The following is a 22,809-nucleotide window of genomic DNA, read 5'->3' as shown; positions in this document are numbered from 1 at the left end:
CGCGTTCTCATTCAGGAGGAACGGGCAGCCGGCCGCGGGGTGGGTGGCGGCGAAGAAACTGCGCACGGTACGCACATCGGTGGATCCATCGCGAGGTGGTGCTCGACGACCTGAGGCCCTCCGATCACCGCCCGCACCAGCGGCAGCGGTTGCCCGCACAGGCCGCACAAGTGCTCGATGATCGCCTTGGCCCGCCGGGGCCCGTTCAGCTCGGTGAAGTCCGGGGTCCCGTCGGCCCCCAGCGCGGTGACGAAGCTGATCGGATAGCCCCGCGCGTCCTTCGGCCGGGCGGCGATCGGATCCGGTAGTTGAGCCACGAGGCGGCGCTCGATCGCGGAGCCGGAGTCGGCGCTCATACTTCCTCCCCGCGGTGGGACTCGATGAAGGTAGTCCACGCGTCGTGTTCCTCGCCGGTGAAGATGAGCGCCGGACCCTGCTCGGACAGGCCGAAGCAGGTGTCGCATTCGGGCGGGACGGAGATGCTGGCGTCGTCGGACACCCGCTCGGACAGCCATCGCCCGCAGACCGCGAGGGCACCGTCGGCGTCGAACGCCCCGACGGCCAGGTGCAGCTCTCCGCAGTCCGCACTCAGCCCCGGAGTGACCGGGACGAGGCCGGCCTCGGCGACGGGGGCCGGCGCATCGCCGCCTGCGGCATCACGCGCTTCCTCGGCCTGGACCTGCAGAGCGCCGCCCAGGAGCCTCAGCGTGTCGTCCACGTGCCACAGGGCGAGGTGCAACAGGGCGCTGGCTGCTCCCCGGATGCGGAGCTCGGCTTCGTCGGGCATGGGGTGCGGCGTGAACCGCTCGCGCTCGGCGAGGAGGAGCAGCAGCAGCCGGCCGCCTCCCTGCCCCCGGACGCGGGCGTCCAGGAGGTGCGCGAGGCTGGTGAGGCCATCCCGGGCGGCGGCCGCGATGGCGGGAGAACTGCCCAGGTCGTCCCGGTTCAACAGCCCGCTGTCCAGGAGAGCAGATTGCACGGCGTCGGCGCGGCGCGCGTCGTCCCGGGGCAGAGGGGCGGCCAGGGCGTCGATCAGGCGTTGGGCGTCCGCGCGGGAGTCGGCGGGGGTTCGCATCGTTCGGTACTTCCTCTCGATTGGGGGGCGGCTGCGGACCTTCAGGGGCCGGGTCGCCAGACAGTGCCGCGATAGGCGTGGCCGGGGTAGCCGGCCCGCGTCTTCGCCAGGTGGTCCTCGTACGTACGGGCCCCGCATTTGCACGTCATGGCTCTCTCGGTCGTCAGGGGGCGCTGTGTGCCCGTGCGGTGGCGGGCTACAGCGCGGGGGCGTGATCAGCCAGCCACACCTTGGCCGCGATCCGCTCGGCGTTCTCGGGGAAGGCCAGGTAGAAGTCCAGCGGCCCCCTGCGGCGGGCGGCCGGATCCCGGTACGGGAACACGTCGTAGATAAGCGTGTACTCGGCGGAAACGCCGGTCATACGACGCTCGCGGAGGCTGTAGGTGCGCGCGATCGTCAGCTCGACGTCCTCGGCCGCCGCCAGCGTCGGGCAGGCCATCAGCGCGTACGTCGCGCACCGAGGATGAACTGGGGGCTCGATGAAGAAGGAAGCGTTCGGGCCGCCGATGAACACCAGGCGGCTCGTCGTCCTGATCGCTCTGCCGCAGATCCCGCAGAGGCGCTTCGACATCAACTCCCTCTGGCGGGGTGGGCACTGGTCGCCGAACGCGGCCGTTCCGCGACCGGGCTCGCACGGGCACACGACATGCTCACCCAGTTCGACGCTTGCCCTGACGGCCAGCTGCCCCTCACTGGCGGAGGGCTCGTGCCAGGGCGTGTTCCTGGGGACCGGGCGCCCAGCCGTGTTGCGCGGGAGCCGCGCGATGTTCGGCGGTATGGGGATGGATCGCCAGTGGGCGGTCAAGGTCGTTCCTCCGTCGAAGAGTTGGATCCCGTCGGGTGCGCGATGCCGTTTCCGGCGCCCGCCGGGTCGGTGATGACGCTCGCGCTCAGGGCGAGCACCACGGAGTCCACCACCTCTTCGGCCAGCTCGGCCTTCGCCCCGCTGCAGGCGATGCTGTGGTCGGTGTCTCCGTAGTCCGGCTTCGGGGCCGGCGCGTACCAGGCGACGGCGTCAATAGCCGCCCGGACGGCGGCCGCGAGTTGGTCGCGGTCCGCGTCGCGGAGGAGCCGGGCCAGGTCAGGTTCGAGCATGACGTACTCCGGTGTGATCTCGGTGCAGCACGGCGTCGGTCGGCGGTCAGAGGCCGGGATTGCCCCTGGGGCAGCCAGCCGCTCGTGGATCCGCGAGCCGCAGTCCGCTCCGCTGAGTTGTAAGAGGCATCCGGAGGCTCTTCACCACCCGAACAATCTCGACCATGCGCAGACTCATGGATTTACGCAACTCTACCTATAGCCTTGACGTGCAGCATGACGCTATGACAAGTTGTCAATGCGTCGCAGCGGACAGTCTGCGGCCCCGCCCGGCAGTTTCCGCGCCGCGCCCCCTTCCTTCCCGGCTCCGCCCGCGTGCGGCCGCCGCCCAGGCCCCAGCGGCCCCGCAGAAAGAGATCCCCATGCGTTCTTCCTCCGCCTCCCCCCGCCCCTCCACCGACCTCGGGCCGTGCCCCGCCGACACCGACCCCGCACCGCGCCTGGACGAGAAGGCCACGGACCGCGCCGCCGGCGTCATCCTGGGCGCGGCGGCAGGCGATGCGCTCGGCGTTCCCTATGAGTTCCAGCCCAGCATGAGCGACAGCCAGTTCCCGGAGATGAAGGGCGGCGGCCCCTTCAACTTCGCCCCCGGCGAGTACAGCGACGACACCCAGATGCACGTGTGCATCGCCGAGGTCGCCGCGACCGGCGCCGATCTGCGGACCCCGGAAGCGCTGGACGCGATCGCCACGAACTTCCTCCGCTGGTACGGCGGCGGCCCGGCCGACGTGGGCAACCAGACGCGAAGCGTCCTGGGCACCACGGCTCGGGGCAAGGGCAACTCGCCCTCCGAGGTGATGCTGGCCGTTTCCCGCCGGTACGCGACGGCCAACCCGAAGAGCAGCGCCGGGAACGGTTCGCTGATGCGGACCGGCGTCCTCGCGCTCGCCTACCTGGACGACGTGAACGCCATGGCCGAAGCCGCGAGGCTGGTCAGCGAGCTGACCCACGCCGACCCCGACTGCGCCGAGGCGTGCATCCTGTGGTGCTCGGGCATCAGGACCGCCGTCCTGACAGGCACCTTCGATGGTGTCCGGGAAGGCCTTGAGCTCCTGCCCGAGGCGCGCCGTGGCGTGTGGGCGGCCCGCCTGGACGAGGCCGAGGCCCACCCCCCGCGCCACTTCCAGCGCAACGGCTGGGTGGTCGAAGCCCTCCAGGCCGCGTGGTCCGCCATCGTCCGCACGCCGGTGCCCGAGGACCAGCCGGAGCAGGGCGGCTTCGCCGCGCAGCACTTCCAGCTCGCACTGGAGGCCGCCGTGCGCACCGGCCGCGACACCGACACCGTCGCCGCCATCGCCGGTGCTCTGCTCGGCGCGCGCTGGGGCTGCTCGGCCATCCCGCTCTCCTGGCAGCGGAAGGTCCACGGCTGGCCGTCCAACACCAGCGCCGACCTCGTCCGTCTCGCTGTGCTGACGGCCCGCACCGGGCAGAGCGACCGCGACGGCTGGCCGTCCGCCCCCCGGGTCACGACTCCGCTCTCCTCGGGCAAGGCGTTCTCCGTCCGGCACCCCCGCGACCCCGGGCTCTTCCTGGGCAACCTGGCCCTGACCGAGTACACCGGTCCCGCACCGGTCGACGCGGTCGTCTCCCTCTGCCGTGTCGGCTCCGACCCGATCCTGACCGGCACCGACGTCGAGCACTCCCGGGTGTGGCTGGTCGACAAGTCTGGCGCGAACTCGCACCTCCACTTCACCCTCGACCAGGCCGCCCGCGAGGTCCTGCGGCTCCGGCGGGAGGGCAAGCGCGTCCTGCTCCACTGCGTGGCCGGGCGCAGCCGCACCCCCGCCATCGCGGCCCTGTACAGCCACCTCGCCGACGGCGTGCCGCCGCTGGACGCGCTGCGGGAGGTCAATCGGGCACTCGGCAACTACTGGACGCTGCCGAACCACCCCGAGATGCTCGACGCGGTCTTCCAGCTGGCCGGTGAGGAGCCCCAGCGGGCCGCCTTTCGCCCGGTTCGGCGTTCGCGGTGGCGCAAGCTGACCCACCGTCGCTGAAACGTGGTGCAGCTGAGCTGCGCAACGGGGTGTGGCCCCAGGGATTCTTCCCTGGGGCCACACCCCGTTTCCATGACCCGCCGTCCAGCCGGTCAGCTCTTCTTCCGGTTCGTGCGCCGCGTCCGGCCGGCACGCACCCGTCCCTGCCCCCTGCGCGAGTACACGTGCCTAGTGATCGTCTCCAGGTACCACATGTCCTCGAACACCTCGGGCCGCTTCCGGTCCCCCGGGGTCCGGTCCGGTGGCTCCAGGTGGCCTTGCCGCTTGTAGTTCTGCGCCGTCGTCCGGGGCAGCGGCTTGCCCCGGGTGGCGTTGCCGAGGATCATCCCGTAGCCGCTGATGTCGTAGAGGTCCTTCGGGTTGCCCTCCGGAGGTGGGATGACGACCATGGGCCCCTCGCCCTTGAACTCCGCCCAGACGTGCGACCGGTGCTCTTCGACCCAGGTGTCGACCTCGTGGGAGCGCCACCGGCCGGGTTCCGCCTCGGCGGGAAAGCCATCGACCTTGGTCCAGGTGTCCACGGTCGTCTCGGCGACTCGGTACCGCACCGCCAGGCCGGACTTCCCCAGCAGCTCGTCCTCTTCGGAGGCCTCCTCCGCGCCGGCGGGCGCTGCCGGTGCGGCCGCAGGGGTGTCCGCCGCGGAGGCAACCGCCCGGCCGGGCCAGGACTGCGGCCGGCTGGTCTTGACCCAGGCGTCGACCTGCTCGGCGTCCCACTCCCCGTTGGCGACGGGGGCGGGGAAGTTGAGCAGCCGCACCCAGGCATCGACCGTCCGCTCGCCCTCGCCGTAGGTCTCTCCGATCCCCGCACGGGTCAGCCGCGCCGCAGGGGGCTTGCTGGTGCTCATCACTTCACCGTCCTGTCGTGCCGGGGGCCGACCGCGGAGGCCGGCGCGGTGTCTGCCATCAGCGGGCTCCGCCGAGCTTGCCGGGGCGGCGGATGAAGGTGTAGGCGGTCGAGCGGTACCACATGGGCTCGTCGACGGCCGGCTCCTGCCCGTCGCCCGGCGTCCGGTCCGCCGGCGCCAGCAGCCCGCTGTACTGGTACGTCCGCATCGACGTCACGGTCGTGGCCTTGCCCCGGCCGCGCACCTTCCCGTCGAGCTTGCCGATCTCCTGCAGGGTGAGCAGGTCGGTGTCCGCGCCCGGCGGCAGTTTCAGGTCGTCCCGCAGCGGCCCCTGGGCCTCGGCGTCCCGCCTGGGAGCACGCGCTGCTGCTCCCAGGCGCCCGGGGCGGCGGATGAAGGTGTAGGCGGTCGAGCGGTACCACTTGCGCTCGTCGACGGCCGGCTCCTGCCCGTCGCCTGGCGTCCGGTCCGCCGGCGCCAGCAACTTCTGCGACAGGTAGTTCGTCAGGGTGCCGACGGTGGTGGCCTTCCCCCGCCCGCGGGCCTCGCCGTCCAGTTCGCCGATCTCCTGCAGGGTGAGCAGGTCGGTGTCCGCGCCCTCCGGCAGGTCCAGGTCGAGCAGGTCGCCGGCGCCGGTGGCCTGCTCCGGCTTCGCCGGCCGCTCGTCCGCATTCCCCTTGGAGGCTCGGCGCGTGCGCCGCGGCCGGGTGATGTAGGCGTAGGCGGTCTCGCGGAACCACATCGGCTCGGTGACCGTCGGCTGGCCGCCGTCGTCCGGGGTGCGGTCGGCCGGCGGCAGGATCTTCTTGGACAGGTAGGTGCGCAGGGTGGTGACCGGAGTGGCGTCCCGGTTCAGGGCCCGTCCCTCGAGTTCGCCGATGCGGCGCAGTGTCAGGAGGTCCCGAGGACCGCCCTTGGGCAGGTCGAACGGGTTCTTCTTGCCCTGTTGCGACTGCACCCAGGTGCCGAAGTGGTGTTCGCGCAGCCAGGCGTCCACCTCGTCCTCGTCGTAGATCTGCAGCCCGCCCTGGCCGGCCGTGAAGAGGACGTCGGGGAAGCCTTCCTCCGAGGACCACTTGAAGGCGGACGTCCGGTCCACGTTGTAACGCGCGGCCATGCGGTCGAAGTTGGTGTGCTTGCGCTCGTAACCTGCGGGAATCATGATCGCTCCATCGGGGCCAGCTGGGCCGGCGGTAGTGCCCGACCGCCCACGGGGGCGACCGGGCTCTGTCTGTGGTCACGGCCGGCGGATCCGTCCGCCGGCCGCTCTTGTGCGCTGGCCGAGTGCCGCAGGGAGCGACCTCGCCAGGGAGATTACCCAAACTCATAGACTTCCGCAATGTGGCGGGCTGGCGTGTCCCCCGGGGCGCGGAATACCGCGAGGGCGGGCCCAGCTGAGTGCTGGGCCCGCCCTCGCGCCGGTGCCGGGCATCCGGTCACGATGCCAGCCGGTACGCCTTCTCGGTCGCGCGTCGGTGCTTCTTCTCGTCCAGGGCCCGCTGCCGGCTGGAGAAGGTGTCCGAGCCTTGGAGCTTGAGCAGATGCGGAATCCGATTGGCAGGAATTCCGACGAGTGGTGAGTCGCTGAGCACCGACAGAAGGTCCGACTCGGTTTGATCGGAATATCCGGCGGCAACGAGCGCCTCCACATCGGGAAAGACGTCTGCGTGTCTCTCGTTCTTGAGGTCGATGAGGTGATCCTCGCGTCCGCCGAGACTGTAGCACCAAAGGAAATTGTCCGGAGCGTCGTTCTCGACCAGTCGCCGGAACCGGGAAATCTCTTTGGTGTAGCAGTAGAACCGTACGCCCGGAGCGCTTTTCATGATGCGCATCCATGCGAGCGCGTATTCATCCGAGAAAAAATCTCCAGAATCGTGCAAGCGGACCCATTTCCCCTGGTAGCGTGCGTGCTCCAACTCCTTCGACATGCGCTCCTCCCACTCCTTGGGGGAGTCCCGGCATAGCAGAAGATTGCGAATGTGTGCGGCGCGGACATTCTTGAACCTGTAGGCGCCGACTCGGGCGTAGCAAAGCGATGCGCATGCGCCTGCCTGGCTGCATACGTTGAAATTCTTCCCGTCGGGGAGTTTCACAACGAAAGCCGGTAGCGTCCAGTTGAAAATCCCTTCCTTGCGCAGCTGGGAATTCTGCGTGAGGAGCCTTTTCTCGGCGGGCTTCTTCTTTTTCGGGGCGGCGGCTTCCAGCGCGGTGGTCATTTCATCGTCTCGCAGAGGTTGGGGGTGATGGCTCGCTCGCCGGGGCAGAAGGGGTGCGGCGCGGTACAGGCGTGGACACCGAGTGCGGTGAGCCCTCCCTCGGCGCGGGCCAGGATGGCGAAGCCCTTGGCCAGGGCTGTCCGGGACGAGCTCTGGTGCTTGCCTCCGAACTGGAGGTCGTCGCCATGGGAGGCGATCTGCTCCAGAGCGTCGGAGCGGGCTCGGTCGATCTCCTCGGCGCTCGCGTTCCTCTGCTCGGAGATGAACATCGGGACCATGAACAGCAGCCAGTCGGCCAGCCGTTCGCGGAACCCGTCGTCCGTTGGTGCGCCGTTCAGGGCCTTGGGGTCGAGAAGTACAAGACCGAAGGGCCCGTGTGAGTCACCGGTCATCGCGGACTCCCGCGTCGCCGCCGTGGGTCGACGGCTCGATGCCGAGGACGTCGACGAGCACGACATCGGTGACCTGGTCCAGGGTGGCGTCCGTGCACGCGGCAGAGCGGACGCCCGGCTGGAGGTCTTCGATGTAGCGACGGATCGCCGCGGGGTCGGCGCTTGCGCCTTCCGGCAGGCTGAAGGTGAGGGTGAGGTCGTGGACGGCGGTCCGGGCCGCCTTCGCGTGCACCATGACGGTGGCAGGGGCAGAGGTGTTCACTGCTGCTCTCGCTTCTTGTGGAGGCGGGCGGCGTCGGCTCGCGGGCCGCGACGGGGACGGGCGACGCTCGCGGCCCGGCCGGTTTCCACGCCAGATGGGATGCGCCGGCGTAGAGGCGCGGCGCGCCGTTCATGCAGGTGCCCCCGCCTCTTTCGAGCCGGGGGCACCTGGGACGTACTGGGGCACCGGGTGGTGCGGGCGAGGCGGTCAGTCGCCGCGCACCGGGCAGTCGGCGCGGTGGACGGGTGAGGAGCGGAACTGCGGGGCTTCGCGCTGGTCGCGGGCGTCCATGAGCCAGTCGCCGAAGTCGGCGAGGGTGTCGATCGCCGCGGCGGGCACCGGGGAGAGGCAGGCGTAGCACGGTGCTATGACGCTGAAGGCCAGCCGGGTGGTCGCGGCGTCGTAGGCGGCGATGAAGAAGTAGCTGCGTCGGCCGTGCGAGAGCTGGACGCGGGCCGCGCGGAAGTGCTGCGCGCCGGGGAACAGCGGGTGGTTCGCGTCCTCGTACACGCTGAGCCGGATGCTGTCGTCCAGTTGGAGCCGGTGGCGGAGAAGGGCTGCCACGCCCTCCGACTCGGAGTCCGATTCCAGGGTGGTTGGCTCCTGGCCGGACGGGGTGCCGCTCTCCGGGCCGATCGCGCGGGCGATGGCGGCATGGCGGGCGGCGTCCTCTATCGCGTCCAGGACGGGGCTGATGGTTCCGGGCATGTCGTCTCCTCGACGGATCGCAGAAGGGGGTGAGGCCCGGACCGGCCGGGAGGGGGTGGCCTGGTCCGGGCCTCGTGGCCCCGCCGCCCGGGGGGAGTGGCGGAGGGGCGAGCCGCACAAGGCGGCTCCTACGGAGTGGACTTCGGTGTGTGGTGTTCTCCCGCCCTCACAGCAATGACTATACGCACATTCATTGCGTTAAGCAATATGTGAGGGATGGGTTTCGGCGGAGACCGCCGGTGCCGGGGCCAGTAGTACCAGGGGGCCGGGCCGTGCCCGGCGCCCCCGAGGTCGGGGGCAACCGGGCACGGCGGCCGCCGCGCCGGCTATGCGGCGAGCGAACCGACGCGGTCCAAGATCTCCTGCGCGCAGGCAAACGCTTCGCGTTTGTGCCCGTAGGAGGGGACCCGCAAGTGCATGCACTCGTGCGCGAGGGCACGGTCGGCGTCCGCCCGCGTCGCCACCTTGCTCAGGTTCACCACCATGAGCGGCGTCTCCAGACGTGCCTCCGGCTCCCCCCGGTAGACCTGGGCGACGTAGTGGGGGTGGAAGGCCATGCCGGTGACCTCGGCGTACCAGGCGGTGTCGAAGGTGAGAGTGAACTGCCGCTGTGCCGCCTGACGGAACAGCTCGGCACGTCCTCGGAGCCAACGCGTGTCCACCGGCAACTCGGCTTCGCTCGAAGGAAGCCGGCTGAGCAGGGCCTCGTGGCGGGCGACAGTCAGAGGGTGCCCGCGGTGGTAGGTCACCGGGACTCACCACCCTCGCCGGCCGCCAGGCGCTGCGCCAGGCGGAGCAGGTCCTCGGAGGCCATGCCGAAGTGGCCCGCCAAGCCCTCCAGAAGAGCTCCCTCCAGGACGAGGGGTGCCGGTCGTGACGCCTGTACGGCCACCGAGGCGGCGTGCGCGGCCTCCACGACGTCGCGCTCCACTCCGAAGAGCACCGCGAGGCCCTCGGCCGCCTGCGGCGCCAGGGTCTTGGTGCGTCCCTGCTCGAGCATCCCGTACGTGCTGCGCACGCACCCCGCAGCCGCAGCCGCATCCTCCTGGCCGGCACCCGAGCGCTCGCGCAGCTCCCGCAGCGTCACGACAGTCGGCCGGCGCAGGTCGGCGACCTGGCAGTCGAGGACCTTGGCCAGGCGTGAGAGCGTGCCCGGATCCGGTCGGCGCTCCTCGGCCTCGTACTGGTTCAGGACCGTCACGGTGACGGCGGCCTTGGAGGCCAGCTCGCTCGGGGTCCATCCACGCCGGCCCCGGGCCTGCGCCAGCCGCTGGCCGTCGAAGCTCATGACGCCGCGTCGCTGGTTCCGCACGCTGGTACCTCCTCCGTTCCTTCGGTGCCGGCTCGGGCGCCGGCGGAGCGCCGCCGGCGAGCTGCCGGCGGCGGGACCATCATGTCAAGACGCTTCGGGCCGGCCGGATGCCGTGGCCGCGGTCATGAGAACTGCCCGTGCCACGAGTCGGAGTCCAGGGCGTCGAGCTGCGCTTCCTCCTCGCGGGTGAGCCGGTCAGTGAAGCGGTCCCAGCGCTGCAGCTCGGCCAGGAGCTCACCTTCGGCCGGCTGCACGATCGCGGTCTCACCGGACCGCAGGAGCAGTACGACATCGCCGTTCTCCTCCAGCCGGGCCCCAGTCCAGCCCAGGCCCCGGCGCCGGGTCGCACTGAGGTTGAACAGGTAGCCGAGTTCCGCGGACTCCGCTCCGCCGACCAGCGGCCGTATCCATATCAATTGCGGGTCGTCCTCGTCGAGGCGGTGGTGGCGGGCGAGGGCCTGCAGGAACACCTCGGTGCCCTCGTCGTCGAACACCCTCAGCTGCGCGCCGGCGTCGACCGGATCTCCGCTGCTGCTGTGGTTGCCGGCGATGAGATCAGCGAGCCGGGTCTGCCAGGTAGTGCTCATGCGGACATTCTCCTTCTGTACGGCTGGGCCTGTGGCCTCAGTGGCTGCTCTTGACGACGTCCTCGACGGGCTTGCCGCCGAGGTGGGTGATACCGCGGGCCTTGAACGACTCCAGCAGCGCCGTGCGCTGGTGCGCGTAGTGGCAGACGATGCGGCTGGGTGCCTCCGCGCCCAGCAAGTCGATGCCGTCGCGGAACATGATTTCGTTGTTGGACGCGTTGTGCGTGGCGATCTTCAAGGGGTCGCGGGTCAAGCCCGCCGCCTTCTTCTTGTCCGGGCTGACCCCGTACTTGTCGCCGTTGTAGGCGTAGTAGTCGGACCGGCGCATCAGGACGGACGGGTCGTCCCAGATCAACTGGCCGCCGTACCCCGAGGCAGGGGTGTTCGAGACGCGGAGGAAGACCGAGTTCGCTCCGCCGGTGTACTTGTCCTGCTGCTCGGACATCCCGAGGCCGCCGCCGATGCCCATGACCGCGCGCTTCTCCGTGGAGGCCAGCACCCCGGTGCCGAACAGGGCGACCATGTCGCCCTTGCCGATGCTGTGCGTCAGCGACCGGCCCTTGTACGCCTCCTTGATCTGTGCCGTCTTGCCCGTGACGTCGAACCGGGACCACGTCAGCCAGCCGCCGGACGTCGCCGGCGTGGGGTCGTACCCAGCGCTGGCCGCCAGCGCGTCCCCGCTGTCGAAACCGGTCGCCTTGGCGACGGCCTCCCTGAGCACCTTCACCTTCTTCGGCAGGACCTTCTGCGCGGCTTCCAGCTGAATGCGTTTGACCTGGTAGTGGAGCTCGTCCTCGCCCAGGCCTATCAGCGACTCGGCGCGCTGGTGCACGATCTCCTGGACCTGCAGGTCCTCCAGCCCCTTGGCCTCGGCGAAGGCGGCCTTCATCCCGGCCTCGTTCGCCAGGCTCTGCGCGGTCACATTATTGGTCAGATAGGTCCATTCGCCCTCAGCGGCCGTCATCGGGGCGTTGACCAGGTGCAGCTGCTCCAGCCGGTCGACGAGCTGCTTGCCGTGGCCGGCGCCGACCGGAGCGTGGACCTCGAGCTGGCCACGCATCGAGAACTCGGTACTCTTCGGGTCGTTCGCCGCGTAAGGCCGGTACACCGCGCTCCAGCCGTCGCCCAGGTCGATCGCGTACTCCTTGCCGTTCGCCTTGCTGCGGCTCTTGCCGTCCCAGGATGTCTCGCCGCTCTGCTCGTCGAGCGAGGCCTTGATGCGGCTGGCGTCGCGCAGCTGCGCGGTGAGCATCCCCGGCTCCGGCTCGTCTGCCGGCGCCGGTATCTGCTTGGTCACCATCTTGGTAACCGGCAGGCCGTGCGGATCGAAGTGCGCCATCGGCGCACCGCCGTTCTGGATCTTCTCGCCGACGGTGTTGACCTGGTCCAGGTAGTACTGGGCCATGGCCTTCTCGTCGTCCGTCAGGTTCGGCGAGGCAAGGACCGCGTTCACCGCGTCGAGAGCTTTCTGGTGCTTCTGGATCGACGCCTCGGACATCGGGCCGCCGCCCTTGAGCTTGTGCTGCACCGAGGTCGTCGCCGCGGTCACCAGCTCGGCGAGCTGCGCCTTCTTGTCCAGCGCCAGGCGCTCCTTGGTCTCCTCCTCGACCTGGACGTCCACCATCTTGGTCCCCGACACGCTCAGTGCGTCGAGCAGCTTGCCCTCGGCCTCCTCACTGACGTGCGCGAGCAGTACTTCGCGAGGACCGTCGGGGGATATGTAGGAGACCAGCGCCGCCTGCGAGTTGAGGAAGTCCTCTCCTCCGACCAGGATCGGGGTGCCGAGGGCTGCTCCGGCCACCGGAGCATCCGGAACGGGCGTCAGCGGCGGATCGACGTCCTCCGGCTCCTCCTCGAACGCGGGCGCGGCTCCGGCCGCACCTTCGGTGTCCTCTTCGGCGGCGGGAGCGGTGGCGGCGGCTTCCTCCTCGGCCGGCTCGTGCGCGGACTCGTGTTCATCAGCCTCATCCACGGGTGTGCCCGCGGCCTCCGGCTGCTGCTCCTCAGGCTCTGGGGCCGGCGGCATCTCACCGGACGCCTGCCCGCCGAGCACCGGCTCGCCGTCGGTGGTCCACACGCCGCCCTGCTCGGCCAGCGGCACCTCGCCGGTGAAGTCGGGCATCAGCATCGACGCGAGCACTGCCGGGTCGATCTCACTCACCGGTTCGGGGCCGGGAGCCGCGAGGTTCGGCGGCTCCGGGGGTGCCTCGGTCGAAACCGTCGGGGAGACGGCGTAGGACTCGTGGCTGCTCTTCGAGTTGGTGCCCATCACTCAGCTCCGTGCTTCAGCGACGCCGCCTGCGGCATCTTCAGGTCCTTGACGAAGAACTCCGCGAAGGCCTTGCGGAGGTTCTGCTTGCGTTCGACGGCATGGTCGAGGAACGCCTCGGCGATCTGCTCGGTGCTGACCTTCGCGGCCGCGATGCCGTGCTTCTTGGCGGCCTGCTTGCGCATCGCGGGCACCCAGTGCACACCGCTGCCGGCCTTCGCGCCTTCGTACGCGGTGGAGTGCAGCATGGAGCGCCACTGGCTGTCCGGGATTGCCTCGAAGTTCTTGATCACGGGCTGCACGACGGCGTGGTTCACCTTGACCCCGTCGGCCAGGCCGCCGCTGAGCGCCGCGGAGTAGAGCTTCTGGTGGACCGGGTCGTACGACCCTCCCCCGGAGGGGGCGTAGCCCAGGGAGAGCTTGTCGCTGCCCCAGTGCTTGAACGCCTGCCCACGGTCGATCTGCACCAGGCCGCCCGACGCGGTCCGCAGAACATTGGCCTGGTGGCCATCGTGGTCGCCGATAATCCATGAGCCGACGTGGGAGCGCACGATCGAGTCGACGTCCGACTGCGACCACTTGTGCGGGTCGGAGGAGAAGTGGGTGGCGCCCTTGAGCATCGGCTGGACACTGCCGACCTTGCCGCCGACTTCCTTGACGTACACCGGGACCGCCGGGACGCCGCCCAGCGAGAGCGCGTGGGAGGCGGCCGCCTCCGAGTGAGCGATCACCCCGCCGTTGTGGTCCGCCTTGAACAGCCAGGAGCTGCCGTCCGGCGCGGAGTGGAGCGACTTGCTGTAGGTGCCGCCGAGGTTGGCGGGCGTCCCGGCGCCGAAACTCCACGAGCCGACGACGTCCGAGTCGATCCGGGCCGGCACATCCTGAGCGGTGGCCTTGACCTGCTGGAGACCAGCGATCAGCGCCTGGCCCTTGCCGTTGAACGATCCCGGGGCGGCCGGCTTCTTCGGGGCCTTCGGGATCGGCTTCGTCGGTCCCGCCGTGGCGGCCTGGGCCAGTTTCTGCGCCTGCACGGGGCTGGCGCCCATCTTGATCGCGGCCTCGACCTTGCTCTCCTGGGTCAGACCGCCGGCGCCCGCGGGTCCAGCAGGCGGAGCGGAGGTGGTGCCCGTGCTCGCGAGCTTGGACTTGAGGGCGTTGACCGCCTCGTCGGAGGCGAGCGGGGACGCGGCCTTGGCGGCCGCGGCCGCCTGCTTCTTGGCCACCGTCGCCTGGACCTTCGCGTTGATCGCGTCCTTGTCCAGCGCGGGGTTGAAGCTGGCGGCGATGTAGCCCTGGAGCTGGGCACGGTTGGCCTTGCCCGGGTCCGGCATCCCCAGTTCGCCGGCCACCGCGCGCAGATCACCGACCTTCTGGTTCTTCGCCCAGGCGTTGAACTCGGTGGTCAGCGCCTTCGGGTCGACCTGGTGGGTGTTGAGGAGCGCGGGGTTGGCGAAGCCGATGTCGACGGGAGACTGCAGGGTCTCGTGGATCCACCCCTGCGCTTCCTGTTGCAGCGTGTGCAGTTCGCCGGTGCTCTTCGCCCAGGAGGCGACCTGGGCAGCGGCTTCGGGGTTGCTGGCCAGGTCGGGCAGGGTCAGCTCGGTGTGGATGTCCTGCTTGCCGCCCTGATGGACGTCCAGGGCGTTGTCGAGTGCCTTGAGCTGGTCCTTCCGTGCCTGAGCGGTCGCCTTCAGCGCCTCCTTCTCAGCCTCGGGCGTCCCGGTGCGCAGCAGGCCGACGAGCTCGACCGGCTTGAGGTGCTGGGCTTCGGTCAGGGACATCTCCCCCGACGCCAGAGCATCCTGGACCAGTGGCATCACGGTCGACTGGTTGATCTTGGCGACCGCAAGGGGGTCGCCGGTCCATACCTGGATCTGGTTCTTCTGCGTCTCCAGGTCGGGGGTGTCGGGTGAGTGCGCGGTGAGGACCTGCTTCTCCGCGTCGAGGAGGTTCTTCAGCTTGTCGCTGTCCAGCACCCCCTTGGCGTAGGCCGCTTCGTGGCTCGCCTGGGTCCACGTGTCCACCGCGGCCTTGAACTGGTCGGGCGTCGCGGCCCACGTTCCGGCCGGCGCGTCGGGGGCGCCGCTGGTGCCCTCGATCTGCTGGAGGTCGGCCAGGGTCATCCCGCCGACCGTCTGTCCGGCCGCGAGCTGCTCGTACCGCTTCTGCGCAGAGGCCTGGATCTTCTGCTTGGAGGGGATGTCGTCGTTGTAGTACGGGTCGAGCCAGTGGACGAGGGGGTGCTGACTCTTCCCGGACAGGCCGACCAGGGCAGGGTGCTCGAACCCCTTGGCTGCGGCGATCTGCTGCAGTTCCTCCGGGTCGAGCGCGGTGAGGTAGGCCAGGGACTGCGCGCGCAGGGCGTCGAGCTGCGCCTTGACCTCCTCCTCGGAGGCGCCCTCCTCCTTCATCTGCTCGATGGCCTCCCGGGCGGCCTTGATCTGGTCGGCGAAGATGTCGTACCGCTCGACCGGGTCGTCGGGCAGCTCCGGGTAGTTGCCGGTCGCCACGCCGTTGCCGATGGCGAGGGCGTCCAGGTTGTCCATGGCCACCATCAGGTCGGTCGTCGCCTTGACGAGCCCGTCGCTGAGCTCGGGCTCTGCCGGCGCGGCGGCCAGGCCGACGTCCTCGCTTCCCTCGGAGGTCGCCGGGGCGCTGGCCGGCGCGATGGCGTAGGACTCGTGGCTGCTCTTGGAGTTGGTGCCCATCACGCACCGGTCCGCGGAGGCAGCGCCGGGATGACCTCGCCGAGAAGCTCGTCCAGGAGGAGATCAGCGGCGTGCCGCAGGTCCAGGGCGCCCTCGGGCAGGTCGGCCGGCGCGATCTGGCACGCGCCCGCCTCGGCCTCCCACCGGGCGATCCGCTCGGGCGAGGCTCCCTCGGCCAGCCGCTCGCGCCAGGGGTTGGCCTCGTCGTAGACCAGGGGCACCCAGACGACGTGCTGCGCCGGATCGGCGTTTTCGGCGGTGTCCAGCGCGAGGACGGCGACGGGGTCGACGGGCAGCCCCAGGGCGGGGTGCCAGACCATCAGGATCCACAGCTTCCAGGTGGTCTCGGTGTCGGGTGCAGTGCTCGTCGGCCGTGGCGCGGGGGGTGTCGACATGGCGGAAGCCCTCCTTTTTCGGGTTCGACGGATAGAGGTGTCGAACCCGGCCTCCGTGTGACCGAGACCCGGGGAGAAATCTCCGCCCGCCGCAGGAAGCGCGACCGCCCGCCGACCGGGCTCGATCGGCGGGCGGCTCGGGGTGCGAGTGCGGCGCTGTCGATCACACGCCGGCCACCGCCCTGTGCCGGCCGGCGGGTTCGGCGGCGGTGTACGGGGGAGCAGCGTGGGAGGCCAGGCCGTGCAGCCGGGCCCGGTACAACAGGGCGATGGTCAGGCCGTCGGTGATCCGGCCGTCGCGGACCATCGCTTCCGCCTCTTCGAACGTCACGGTGAGCGCCTTGCGGATGCCTTCGGAGGTGGCGAGTGCACCGACCGATGCGATCAGCGCGGCGAAGAGGCGGACCTCGTCGCCCAGGGCGCCGGTGTCGGGGTGGACCCGGCCGAGGGCCAGCAACTCGGGGGCGTGCGAGCCGATCTCCTCGCCCAGCTCTTTGGCCGCGGTGTCGGTCGATGTCAGACCGGCCGCACCGAACCCGCGGGGAGCTTCCAGATGCCAGGACCGGGTGGCGTGCCGGAAGTGCTCGACGAGCACGAGCCTCCCGTCGGGGAGCATCGGGAGGATGGCCGCGCCGGGCTCGGGGGAGGCGCTCATCGTGCGCAGGTAGGTGCCGGGCCGGCCGTCGGGGAAGGTCACGGCGTCGCAGAGCACGATCCGCCTGGTGTCCTGGTAGATGACGCCTCCGGCGCGGGTGACCGCTTCGGGGGAGGTCTCGATGTCGATTCCGCCCGGCGTGTTCGTGAACCACTCGGGCCGGGCGGCCCTGAGAGCGTCGTACTCGTGCATCGTCGGTGTCCCTTCGGGTGGAGGCGTCGGCGGCCGGGCGCACAGCTCTGCTCGCGGCCGGACCGTGGTGGCGGGTGCCCGGGCCAGGGCGGGGGCAGGAGGCCCTGGTCCGGGGTCGGCAGATAGAGGTGCCGCGAGGGGCCTTCGTGTGACGGCTGCTCACCGGGGCGGCAGGAGCGAGGCCATGAACTGGACCGTGGAGGCGAAGGCGTCGCCCGGCCGGGCGTGGACATCCTCGCGGCCGTTCGCGGTCATGATCGCGCCGTGCAGCGCGTACTGGTGAGGATTCTGGCTGACCAGGGTCAGGCGGTTGCCGAAGAGCGCGACCACCTGGGCGATCCTGTCGATCCGCGACAGGCCGGTGAGGATGATCGGCATGTCGGCCGGCAGGTTCTCCGCCAGCCAGTAGAGACCGGGCAGTGCCCACGTGTCCCAGTTCGAGTTCTCCCTGACAGTCTGCAGGTTGACGGCGATCGCCGGCGGCGGCGCGTCCTCGATCCAGGAGGTGTAACGCTTCAAGTCCTCCAGGCGGAACCAGTAGATGTTCGGAACGGTGGGCACACCGGCGTCGGCGAGCTCCTGGGCGATCAGAAGGCACCGGCGCATGTTGAGCAAGTGCTCGGTCCTCGGCCAGTTGCCGTAGATCGAATAGTTCGGAGCGAGGACCAGGTCCCAGCCCTGGGCGGCGATCTCCTCCACCAGGCCGTCGCGCTTGCGGTACGTCCAGAACGCTTCGACCATCGGGTCCTCGCCGTAGCCGACGAGGACGGCCTTCTGGCCCTCGCGCAGGGCGAGAACCTCACGGGCCTGCTTGCCGGCGAAGCGCGGGTAGATCGAGTGCGTGTCCGGGGAGAAGACCCGGCGCAGGCCAACCCCGTACGCGGGCCAGCGCAGGCTGGCGTCCAACTGGGTCACGTTCGAGCCGTCGGTCATCGGAATGAAGGACGGAAGCTCGGGCAGGGTGCCGTCGATGGTGATGTCGTCGAAGGTGAGCGTTCCGCCCACATCGCCCATCCACTGCGCGATGTCCGTGCGTGACCCGCAGCGGATCGGGCAGCCGCCGCACGCACCGGAGGGCGATCCCGCCTCGGTCGCGGAGCAGCCGCAGTACGAGCAGTCCGAGTTGCTGCCCGAGCACAGCGGTTCGACGGTCGCCGGGCCGCCCCGGCCGTCCGGGCCGGCCCAGAACGCGCAGGAACGGCAGTCGCAGCCGCGGCCGGGCAGGGGCAGCGGCTGGCCGACCCGGGGCATCTGAAGGGAAACGGTGGTCATGCGGCGTTCTCGCTCTCTTGGATCGGGGTGGGGTTGGTGTCGGCCAGGTGCTGTTCGAGCTCGCGGAGGGCCAGGCGCAGGGACCCGCGGTCGTACCGGGGGACTTCGCGTCCCGCGCGGACCTCGGCCAGCAGGCCGCGGAGTCCGTCGAGGGCGCTGCGGACCACCTGGGAGTCCGCCGCAGGAGCTGGAGAGGGAGCCGGTGGCGTGTCCTGCGTGGGGGGAGCGGGGACGGCGGCGACGGGTGGATACTCGACCTGGCCGGACTCTGTGGCCTCCTGGCTCTCTGGCTGGCCCTCGTCTGCTGGGTCAGTCTCCGCGTCGGCGGGGCTGAGCGGCTCCGGGACCCGGGTGAGCGCGCGGCGGCGGCCGGCGTTGGCCCGCTCCAGGCGTTCCTCCGCGGCCTCGATCACTTTCTCGGGCTCGAGCTCCGGTGCCGTCAGGCCGATGTCGACGGCACTGGGCAGCAGGTGCAGTCGGCTGCTGCCCTTCAGCGCCGCCCAGATGTCTGCCGCCGCGGCCTCGCGCCCGCGGCGCAGCGCCGCGAACTTGATCCTGGTGTTGAGACGGACGGCTTCCTCGTCCATCTCCTCGGTCAGCTCGCGGGGCAGTTCCCGGAAGGCGCGTACGAGTTCGGTGGCCTTGCGCTCGGTGAGCTGGAGGCCGAGGCGGCTGAGTACCTCGGTCCAGGGGGCGGCGCAGCTCTGGTCCGTGCCGCGGATCTTCTCCAGGGCCTTGAAGCGCTCGACGCTGTCGGTGATGGCGTAGACGTGGCCGGGGACGGGCTTGCCGGCCCGCAGCAGCTTGCCGACCAGTACGGCGCACCGCTGGTACATCAGGGCAGCGGCCTGCTCGCCCGGGCGCAGCGGTTCGCGGGCGAAATTCTCCACGAACCTCCACATATGCCGCTCTTCATCGCTGAGCGGGCCCGGGCACACCACGGCGGCCAGCGCCGCGAAGTGCGGGTTGTCCGGCAGGTTCTGGGCACCCCAGCGCATGGCCCGCAGGCGGCGCTCGCCGGTGACCAGGCGGATGGTCGGGGCGCGGCCGGCGACGGTGATCTCTTCCGCGAGGACGGGTTCGAGCATGCCCACGACCGACATCGACGAGATGAGGTCGGACAGCTCCTCCGGGGCGGTCACGTCGCCGGGCTTGCGCCCCTGGGGTTCGGTGAACGGGCTGCCCGGTCCGCGCATCGGCAGCGTCTCGAAGCGGCGCTGCCTCAGCTTGGCGCTGCGGTGCAGGATCTCGGTCAGCTGGATCATGCTGCCGCCCTCGGGCGGAGCGTCTTCCACCGTGGCGATGGTCATGAGCTGGTGTCCTTCGTGCGGTGGCGGCGCGGCCGTGCTGGCCGCGCTGGCTCACTGAGCGGTCTTGAGGTACAGGTCGGTCAGCGGAGGCCGCTGCTCGGGGGTGCCGCGCAGGAGCGGCGTGAAGATCGGCTCGAACGGACCGCGCTCCTGCAAGAGCTGCAACGTGGTCACGCCGATCGACAACCGGCCGGCCAGACGCGAGAGCCGCGGATCCGCCCGGGTCAGGGTGTAGAGGTCTTCGGTCCGCGCGGCGAGCCGGGAGGCGAGCGTGGGTGAGGGCCTGCCGTCCAGCACCACCAGGAGCCGGGGGAAGACCGGGTAGGTGTACTGCCACGCCGGCCTGGTCGACGCCGCCGACCGGCGGGCCCGGTCGGGGTGCTGCGGCACGTACTCGTGCATCCGGCCGTAGGCCGCGACCTTGGCCGCCAGCCGGGCGGCCGTCATCGTGGCACGGTCCAGCTCCAGGAACAGCGTCATCATCGCCCGCTGCCCCCGGCGCACATGCACGTAGCTCAGGACCGCGTCGCTGATGACGTGGTCGTCCTCGAACCGGCGCTGCCCGTCCCGGATCCGGTGGGCGACCTCCGGTGTCCAGTCCAGCGGCCCGCACTCGTGCCCCAGCCGGGCCGCGTGCCGCGCGAAGGCGATACCGGTCTCGTTGACCGCCAGGGTGTGCAGCTGCCGGGCACCGGCGACCGCCTCCGGTGTGACCCGGTAGGGCCGGGGCTGAAGCTCCCCGCCGTCCTCCACGGACTGCGCGCCCTCCTCGGTCAGGAACCACAGGTACGGCGGCTTGGTCGGGCGCCGCGTCTTGCGCTCCCCCTGCCCGGCCGCCTGCGGCTGGTGGCTGGCCCAGATGCGCTGGACCAGACCGGCCGCCAGGAGGCCGCGCAGCTGACGGTGCAAGTAGGAGGCGCTTGCCGCTGGCAGCAGCAGCCGCTGCAGCTGACCGGTGGACATCACCCGGTGCTGGTACAACACATAGAGCACCCGGGTGGCGATGGAGTGGAAGCTCGCGCGCTGCTCCACGCTCGGAGCAGCAGCGTCGGTGATCATGCTCATACGACCACCGAGCCGCCGGCCGGGCCGTCGTCCTCGTCGTACGGCGGCTCTTCCTCGTCGTACGGCAATTCCTCGTCGGTCGAGCCGCTGATCACGGTGCCCGGGTCCTTGCTGATCCGAACCCGTCCGCTCTCGGGCGCCTCCTCGGCCTGGGCCTCGGTGTTGTCTGCGGCGCGCTCCTGGTCGTGGCCGCGGGGCACGTCGTCGTCATCGTCCGGCTGGACCTGGATCGAGGCGAGGGCACGCATGATGCGGTTGTCGAGCCGACGGAGGTCGTCGAGGATGTCCCGGACCGGGCGCCGGCGCAGGTTCTGGTCGACGGACGCCGACAGCTTCGGCAGATCGTCGGGACGGTGGTAGTCCTCGTACAGCTCCTCGACGCTGGCACCCCGCACCCGAAACGGGTCAGTGCGCCCGTCGCCGAGGGTCACCGACATCACGTAGTTGTACGGCCGCAGGGCGGTGATGGTGTCCGGCTCGACCTTCTTGCCCCAGCGCCGGGTCACCAGCATCGCCTCGTCGACGTCGCTGGCGGTCGTCGAGAGCACCGACAGGTTCTGCAGCAACCCCTGCCTGGTCGTCGGGGTCAGACGCTGTGCCATCTGCGTCATCGCCAAGAGCTTGACCCGGAACTTGCGCAGTTGTTCGGCGATCGCAGCCAACGTGCCCTTGCTGGCCCCGTCGACCGCGGTGAGCTCGTCGATGAAGCAGTAGAAGTCCTTGCGGTCCGCCACGGGTATGTCCCGGCGCGACAGACCGGCTCGGAACAGGTCGTAGATCAGCAAGCACGACACGATCCGGTCGGTGTCACCTGTGCCCGACGGGCAAATGAAGACGACCTTGCCCTGGTCCATGGCGGTGCGGATGTCGTAGGTGGACAACGACGACCCGAGGAACGCTTTCACGGCGTTACTGCTGTCGAGGCGCTCGATGATGTTGGTGACGACCGGCGTTGCCTCGCCCGGGTACTTCTTGTAGGTCTTTTCCCAGAAGTCCCTCAGGTTCTTCGACAGGTAGGGGACGACGGCGTCGCGCCACTCCTCATCGGTCAGGATCGTGCGGATCTGGAAGATCGTCGGGGCGAGTTCGGGCTTGCCGGCCTTCGCGAGCAGCAGGGACAGCTCGACGAGCGACTCGACCGAGCGGGTGAGGATCGTCTTGGCGCGGCCCGCCGAGTCGCTCCAGTTCAGTGCGCTGGAGAAGCCGGTGACCACGTACTGGACGATGTCGGGGATGTCTTCCTCTTTGCGGTTTTGCATCGACAGCGGGTTCCAGGACGCGACCTTGGCGTTCATGTCGGGCGAGGTCAGGTCGATCTCCCAGATCCGCGGCGCGAGCTCGCGGTGCGCGAGGTACGGCCGGGCCCTCTGCCAGCCGTCCCCATGCGGATCCAGAAACAGGATGCCGTGCCCGTTGTGGGCCAGCGCGATGGCCTGGACCAGGCTCATCTCCGTCTTGCCGTAGCCGGCCTTGCCGAGGAACAGGGCGAAGAGCAGGTAGCGCAAGGGGATGCCGGCCAGGCGCTCTCCGCCGCCGGGCCGGGAGACCCAGCCGAGCGGCAGCAGGTCGGGCTGGCCGGTCCACGAAGGCAGGCCCGGGTGGGGCGGCGGGACCACACCGCCGGAGCGCATCACGTTCGCCGCCGAGTTGTGCTTGGTCGGGGGCTTCAGCAGTCCGGCGATTTCCTCGCCGGTCACCCACCCGCGTCGGCGCGGGGCGAAGAGGCCCGTCTCGAAGCGGCGGTCGAAGTGCTGGCGGTAGAACACCGAGTCGGCGCGCAGCCGGGTGAGGCCGAGGTTCAGCCCGACAGGTCGCAGGTAGTTGTCGCCCGCCCAGCCCTCCAGAGCCGCGAGAAGCTGGTCCAGCAGAAGGCGCGGTCGGTGCGGGTCGGTGGAGCAGGTACGCAGGAGCAGCTGGAGGTCGAAGACCGGGTTGACGTCCGGGTGGAACTTCCCCATCGCGGCCTTCATGTCGGTCGCGCTGAGCATGCGCTGCGCCCGGGGGCGGTTGCCCGCGGAAGGACGCGTGGCCTGGGCGCCGCGCATCTCGGCGGCGATCTCCGAGCCGATCGAGGACAGCCGGTCGAGGCTGAAGCCGGAGCCGCCTCCGCCCTGGCGAGGCATCCCGGGGATGGCTGGCATGTCGTTCGGCGACCGGCGGGCTGCGGCCAGGAGCTGGCTGCGTCGGCGGGCGACCTTGCCCGGGGCGACGGGGACCAGGTCCAGGACGAGGTCGGCTCGCTCCTGGAGGGAGGTGCGGACGTCGGCGACCGCGGCGGCCAGGGCCTCGAGAGGGTCGGGCTTCAGCGGGACGTCCCGCAGGGCCAGGTGGTCCGGCAGCGCCAGGGCCAGTTCGGCGCGCGCGATGTGGAGTCGGCGCTCGGCGGCCGGCGGGGTGTTCTTCGACAGGCTCACGGCCGCATCGGACGACTTGCTCATGATCGTTTTCCTT

22 protein-coding genes are annotated in these 22,809 nt (G+C 70.4%); 1 reads left to right on the top strand and 21 read right to left on the bottom strand.

From position 1 onward, the window contains the following. Positions 1-11: 11 nt before the first annotated feature. The 4 genes from OG393_RS32665 to OG393_RS32650 all read right to left on the bottom strand — a co-directional run bounded on the left by OG393_RS32665 (position 12) and on the right by OG393_RS32650 (position 2,170). Complete coding sequence (locus tag OG393_RS32665; protein WP_327378679.1) at positions 12-356, bottom strand: hypothetical protein; 345 nt, start codon at positions 354-356, stop codon at positions 12-14. Beyond that, entirely contained in the window at positions 353-1,075 is a 723-nt protein-coding gene (locus OG393_RS32660) for a hypothetical protein (RefSeq protein ID WP_327378678.1), read from the bottom strand. Before OG393_RS32660 ends, OG393_RS32665 begins: the two co-directional genes overlap by 4 nt. Positions 1,076-1,271: 196 nt before the next feature. Continuing rightward, the gene (locus tag OG393_RS32655; RefSeq protein WP_327378677.1) at positions 1,272-1,646 is read right to left on the bottom strand and encodes a hypothetical protein; all 375 of its coding nucleotides are present in this window, start codon (positions 1,644-1,646) and stop codon (positions 1,272-1,274) included. Between the two features lie 230 nt (positions 1,647-1,876). Then, on the bottom strand, positions 1,877-2,170 hold the full coding sequence (locus OG393_RS32650; RefSeq protein ID WP_327378676.1) for a hypothetical protein: 294 nt from the start codon (positions 2,168-2,170) through the stop codon (positions 1,877-1,879). 362 nt (positions 2,171-2,532) lie between these two features. Between OG393_RS32650 and OG393_RS32645 the strand changes: the two genes are divergently transcribed. Continuing rightward, positions 2,533-4,167: an ADP-ribosylglycohydrolase family protein gene (locus OG393_RS32645; protein ID WP_327378675.1), complete on the top strand. Its 1,635-nt coding sequence runs from the start codon at positions 2,533-2,535 to the stop codon at positions 4,165-4,167. 92 nt (positions 4,168-4,259) lie between these two features. Here the strand turns inward: OG393_RS32645 and OG393_RS32640 are convergent, their stop codons facing one another. The 17 genes from OG393_RS32640 to OG393_RS32560 all read right to left on the bottom strand — a co-directional run bounded on the left by OG393_RS32640 (position 4,260) and on the right by OG393_RS32560 (position 22,796). Beyond that, positions 4,260-5,015, bottom strand: coding sequence for a hypothetical protein (locus OG393_RS32640; RefSeq protein WP_327378674.1), 756 nt, complete (start codon positions 5,013-5,015; stop codon positions 4,260-4,262). 58 nt (positions 5,016-5,073) lie between these two features. Further along, positions 5,074-6,177 carry a hypothetical protein gene (locus OG393_RS32635; protein WP_327378673.1) on the bottom strand — a complete coding sequence of 368 codons (1,104 nt, stop codon included), beginning with the start codon at positions 6,175-6,177 and terminating at the stop codon, positions 5,074-5,076. A gap of 274 nt (positions 6,178-6,451) precedes the next feature. Then, positions 6,452-7,231 (bottom strand): GP88 family protein, encoded by a 780-nt coding sequence (locus tag OG393_RS32630; RefSeq protein WP_327378672.1) that lies wholly within the window; start codon positions 7,229-7,231, stop codon positions 6,452-6,454. Continuing rightward, positions 7,228-7,623, bottom strand: a complete 396-nt coding sequence (locus OG393_RS32625) for a hypothetical protein (RefSeq protein WP_327378671.1) — start codon at positions 7,621-7,623, stop codon at positions 7,228-7,230. Before OG393_RS32625 ends, OG393_RS32630 begins: the two co-directional genes overlap by 4 nt. Beyond that, positions 7,613-7,885, bottom strand: coding sequence for a hypothetical protein (locus OG393_RS32620; protein ID WP_327378670.1), 273 nt, complete (start codon positions 7,883-7,885; stop codon positions 7,613-7,615). Before OG393_RS32620 ends, OG393_RS32625 begins: the two co-directional genes overlap by 11 nt. 207 nt (positions 7,886-8,092) lie before the next feature. After that, positions 8,093-8,593 (bottom strand): hypothetical protein, encoded by a 501-nt coding sequence (locus OG393_RS32615; protein WP_327378669.1) that lies wholly within the window; start codon positions 8,591-8,593, stop codon positions 8,093-8,095. Between the two features lie 326 nt (positions 8,594-8,919). Beyond that, the gene (locus OG393_RS32610) at positions 8,920-9,342 is read right to left on the bottom strand and encodes a hypothetical protein (RefSeq protein WP_327378668.1); all 423 of its coding nucleotides are present in this window, start codon (positions 9,340-9,342) and stop codon (positions 8,920-8,922) included. After that, on the bottom strand, positions 9,339-9,905 hold the full coding sequence (locus OG393_RS32605) for a helix-turn-helix transcriptional regulator (protein ID WP_327378667.1): 567 nt from the start codon (positions 9,903-9,905) through the stop codon (positions 9,339-9,341). Before OG393_RS32605 ends, OG393_RS32610 begins: the two co-directional genes overlap by 4 nt. Before the next feature lie 122 nt (positions 9,906-10,027). Next, positions 10,028-10,492: a hypothetical protein gene (locus OG393_RS32600; RefSeq protein WP_327378666.1), complete on the bottom strand. Its 465-nt coding sequence runs from the start codon at positions 10,490-10,492 to the stop codon at positions 10,028-10,030. 37 nt (positions 10,493-10,529) lie between these two features. After that, positions 10,530-12,761, bottom strand: coding sequence for a hypothetical protein (locus OG393_RS32595; RefSeq protein ID WP_327378665.1), 2,232 nt, complete (start codon positions 12,759-12,761; stop codon positions 10,530-10,532). After that, positions 12,761-15,469: a hypothetical protein gene (locus tag OG393_RS32590; protein WP_327378664.1), complete on the bottom strand. Its 2,709-nt coding sequence runs from the start codon at positions 15,467-15,469 to the stop codon at positions 12,761-12,763. The genes OG393_RS32595 and OG393_RS32590 overlap by 1 nt, the downstream gene beginning before the upstream one ends. Beyond that, complete coding sequence (locus OG393_RS32585) at positions 15,469-15,864, bottom strand: hypothetical protein (RefSeq protein ID WP_327378663.1); 396 nt, start codon at positions 15,862-15,864, stop codon at positions 15,469-15,471. Before OG393_RS32585 ends, OG393_RS32590 begins: the two co-directional genes overlap by 1 nt. 163 nt (positions 15,865-16,027) lie before the next feature. Beyond that, positions 16,028-16,711, bottom strand: coding sequence for an NUDIX hydrolase (locus OG393_RS32580; protein ID WP_327378662.1), 684 nt, complete (start codon positions 16,709-16,711; stop codon positions 16,028-16,030). Positions 16,712-16,870: 159 nt separating this feature from the next. After that, positions 16,871-17,983: a DUF4417 domain-containing protein gene (locus tag OG393_RS32575; protein WP_327378661.1), complete on the bottom strand. Its 1,113-nt coding sequence runs from the start codon at positions 17,981-17,983 to the stop codon at positions 16,871-16,873. Continuing rightward, on the bottom strand, positions 17,980-19,293 hold the full coding sequence (locus OG393_RS32570; protein WP_327378660.1) for a ParB N-terminal domain-containing protein: 1,314 nt from the start codon (positions 19,291-19,293) through the stop codon (positions 17,980-17,982). Before OG393_RS32570 ends, OG393_RS32575 begins: the two co-directional genes overlap by 4 nt. A 51-nt stretch (positions 19,294-19,344) precedes the next feature. Beyond that, positions 19,345-20,358 (bottom strand): replication-relaxation family protein, encoded by a 1,014-nt coding sequence (locus tag OG393_RS32565; protein ID WP_327378659.1) that lies wholly within the window; start codon positions 20,356-20,358, stop codon positions 19,345-19,347. Beyond that, positions 20,355-22,796, bottom strand: coding sequence for an ATP/GTP-binding protein (locus tag OG393_RS32560; RefSeq protein ID WP_327378658.1), 2,442 nt, complete (start codon positions 22,794-22,796; stop codon positions 20,355-20,357). Before OG393_RS32560 ends, OG393_RS32565 begins: the two co-directional genes overlap by 4 nt. Positions 22,797-22,809 lie beyond the last annotated feature (13 nt).

The organism is Streptomyces sp. NBC_01216, assembly GCF_035994945.1.
Classification (GTDB): Bacteria; Actinomycetota; Actinomycetes; order Streptomycetales; family Streptomycetaceae; genus Streptomyces.
The sequence above is the reverse complement of the archived record's forward strand: the minus strand, read 5'-3'. Positions and strand labels throughout refer to the sequence as shown.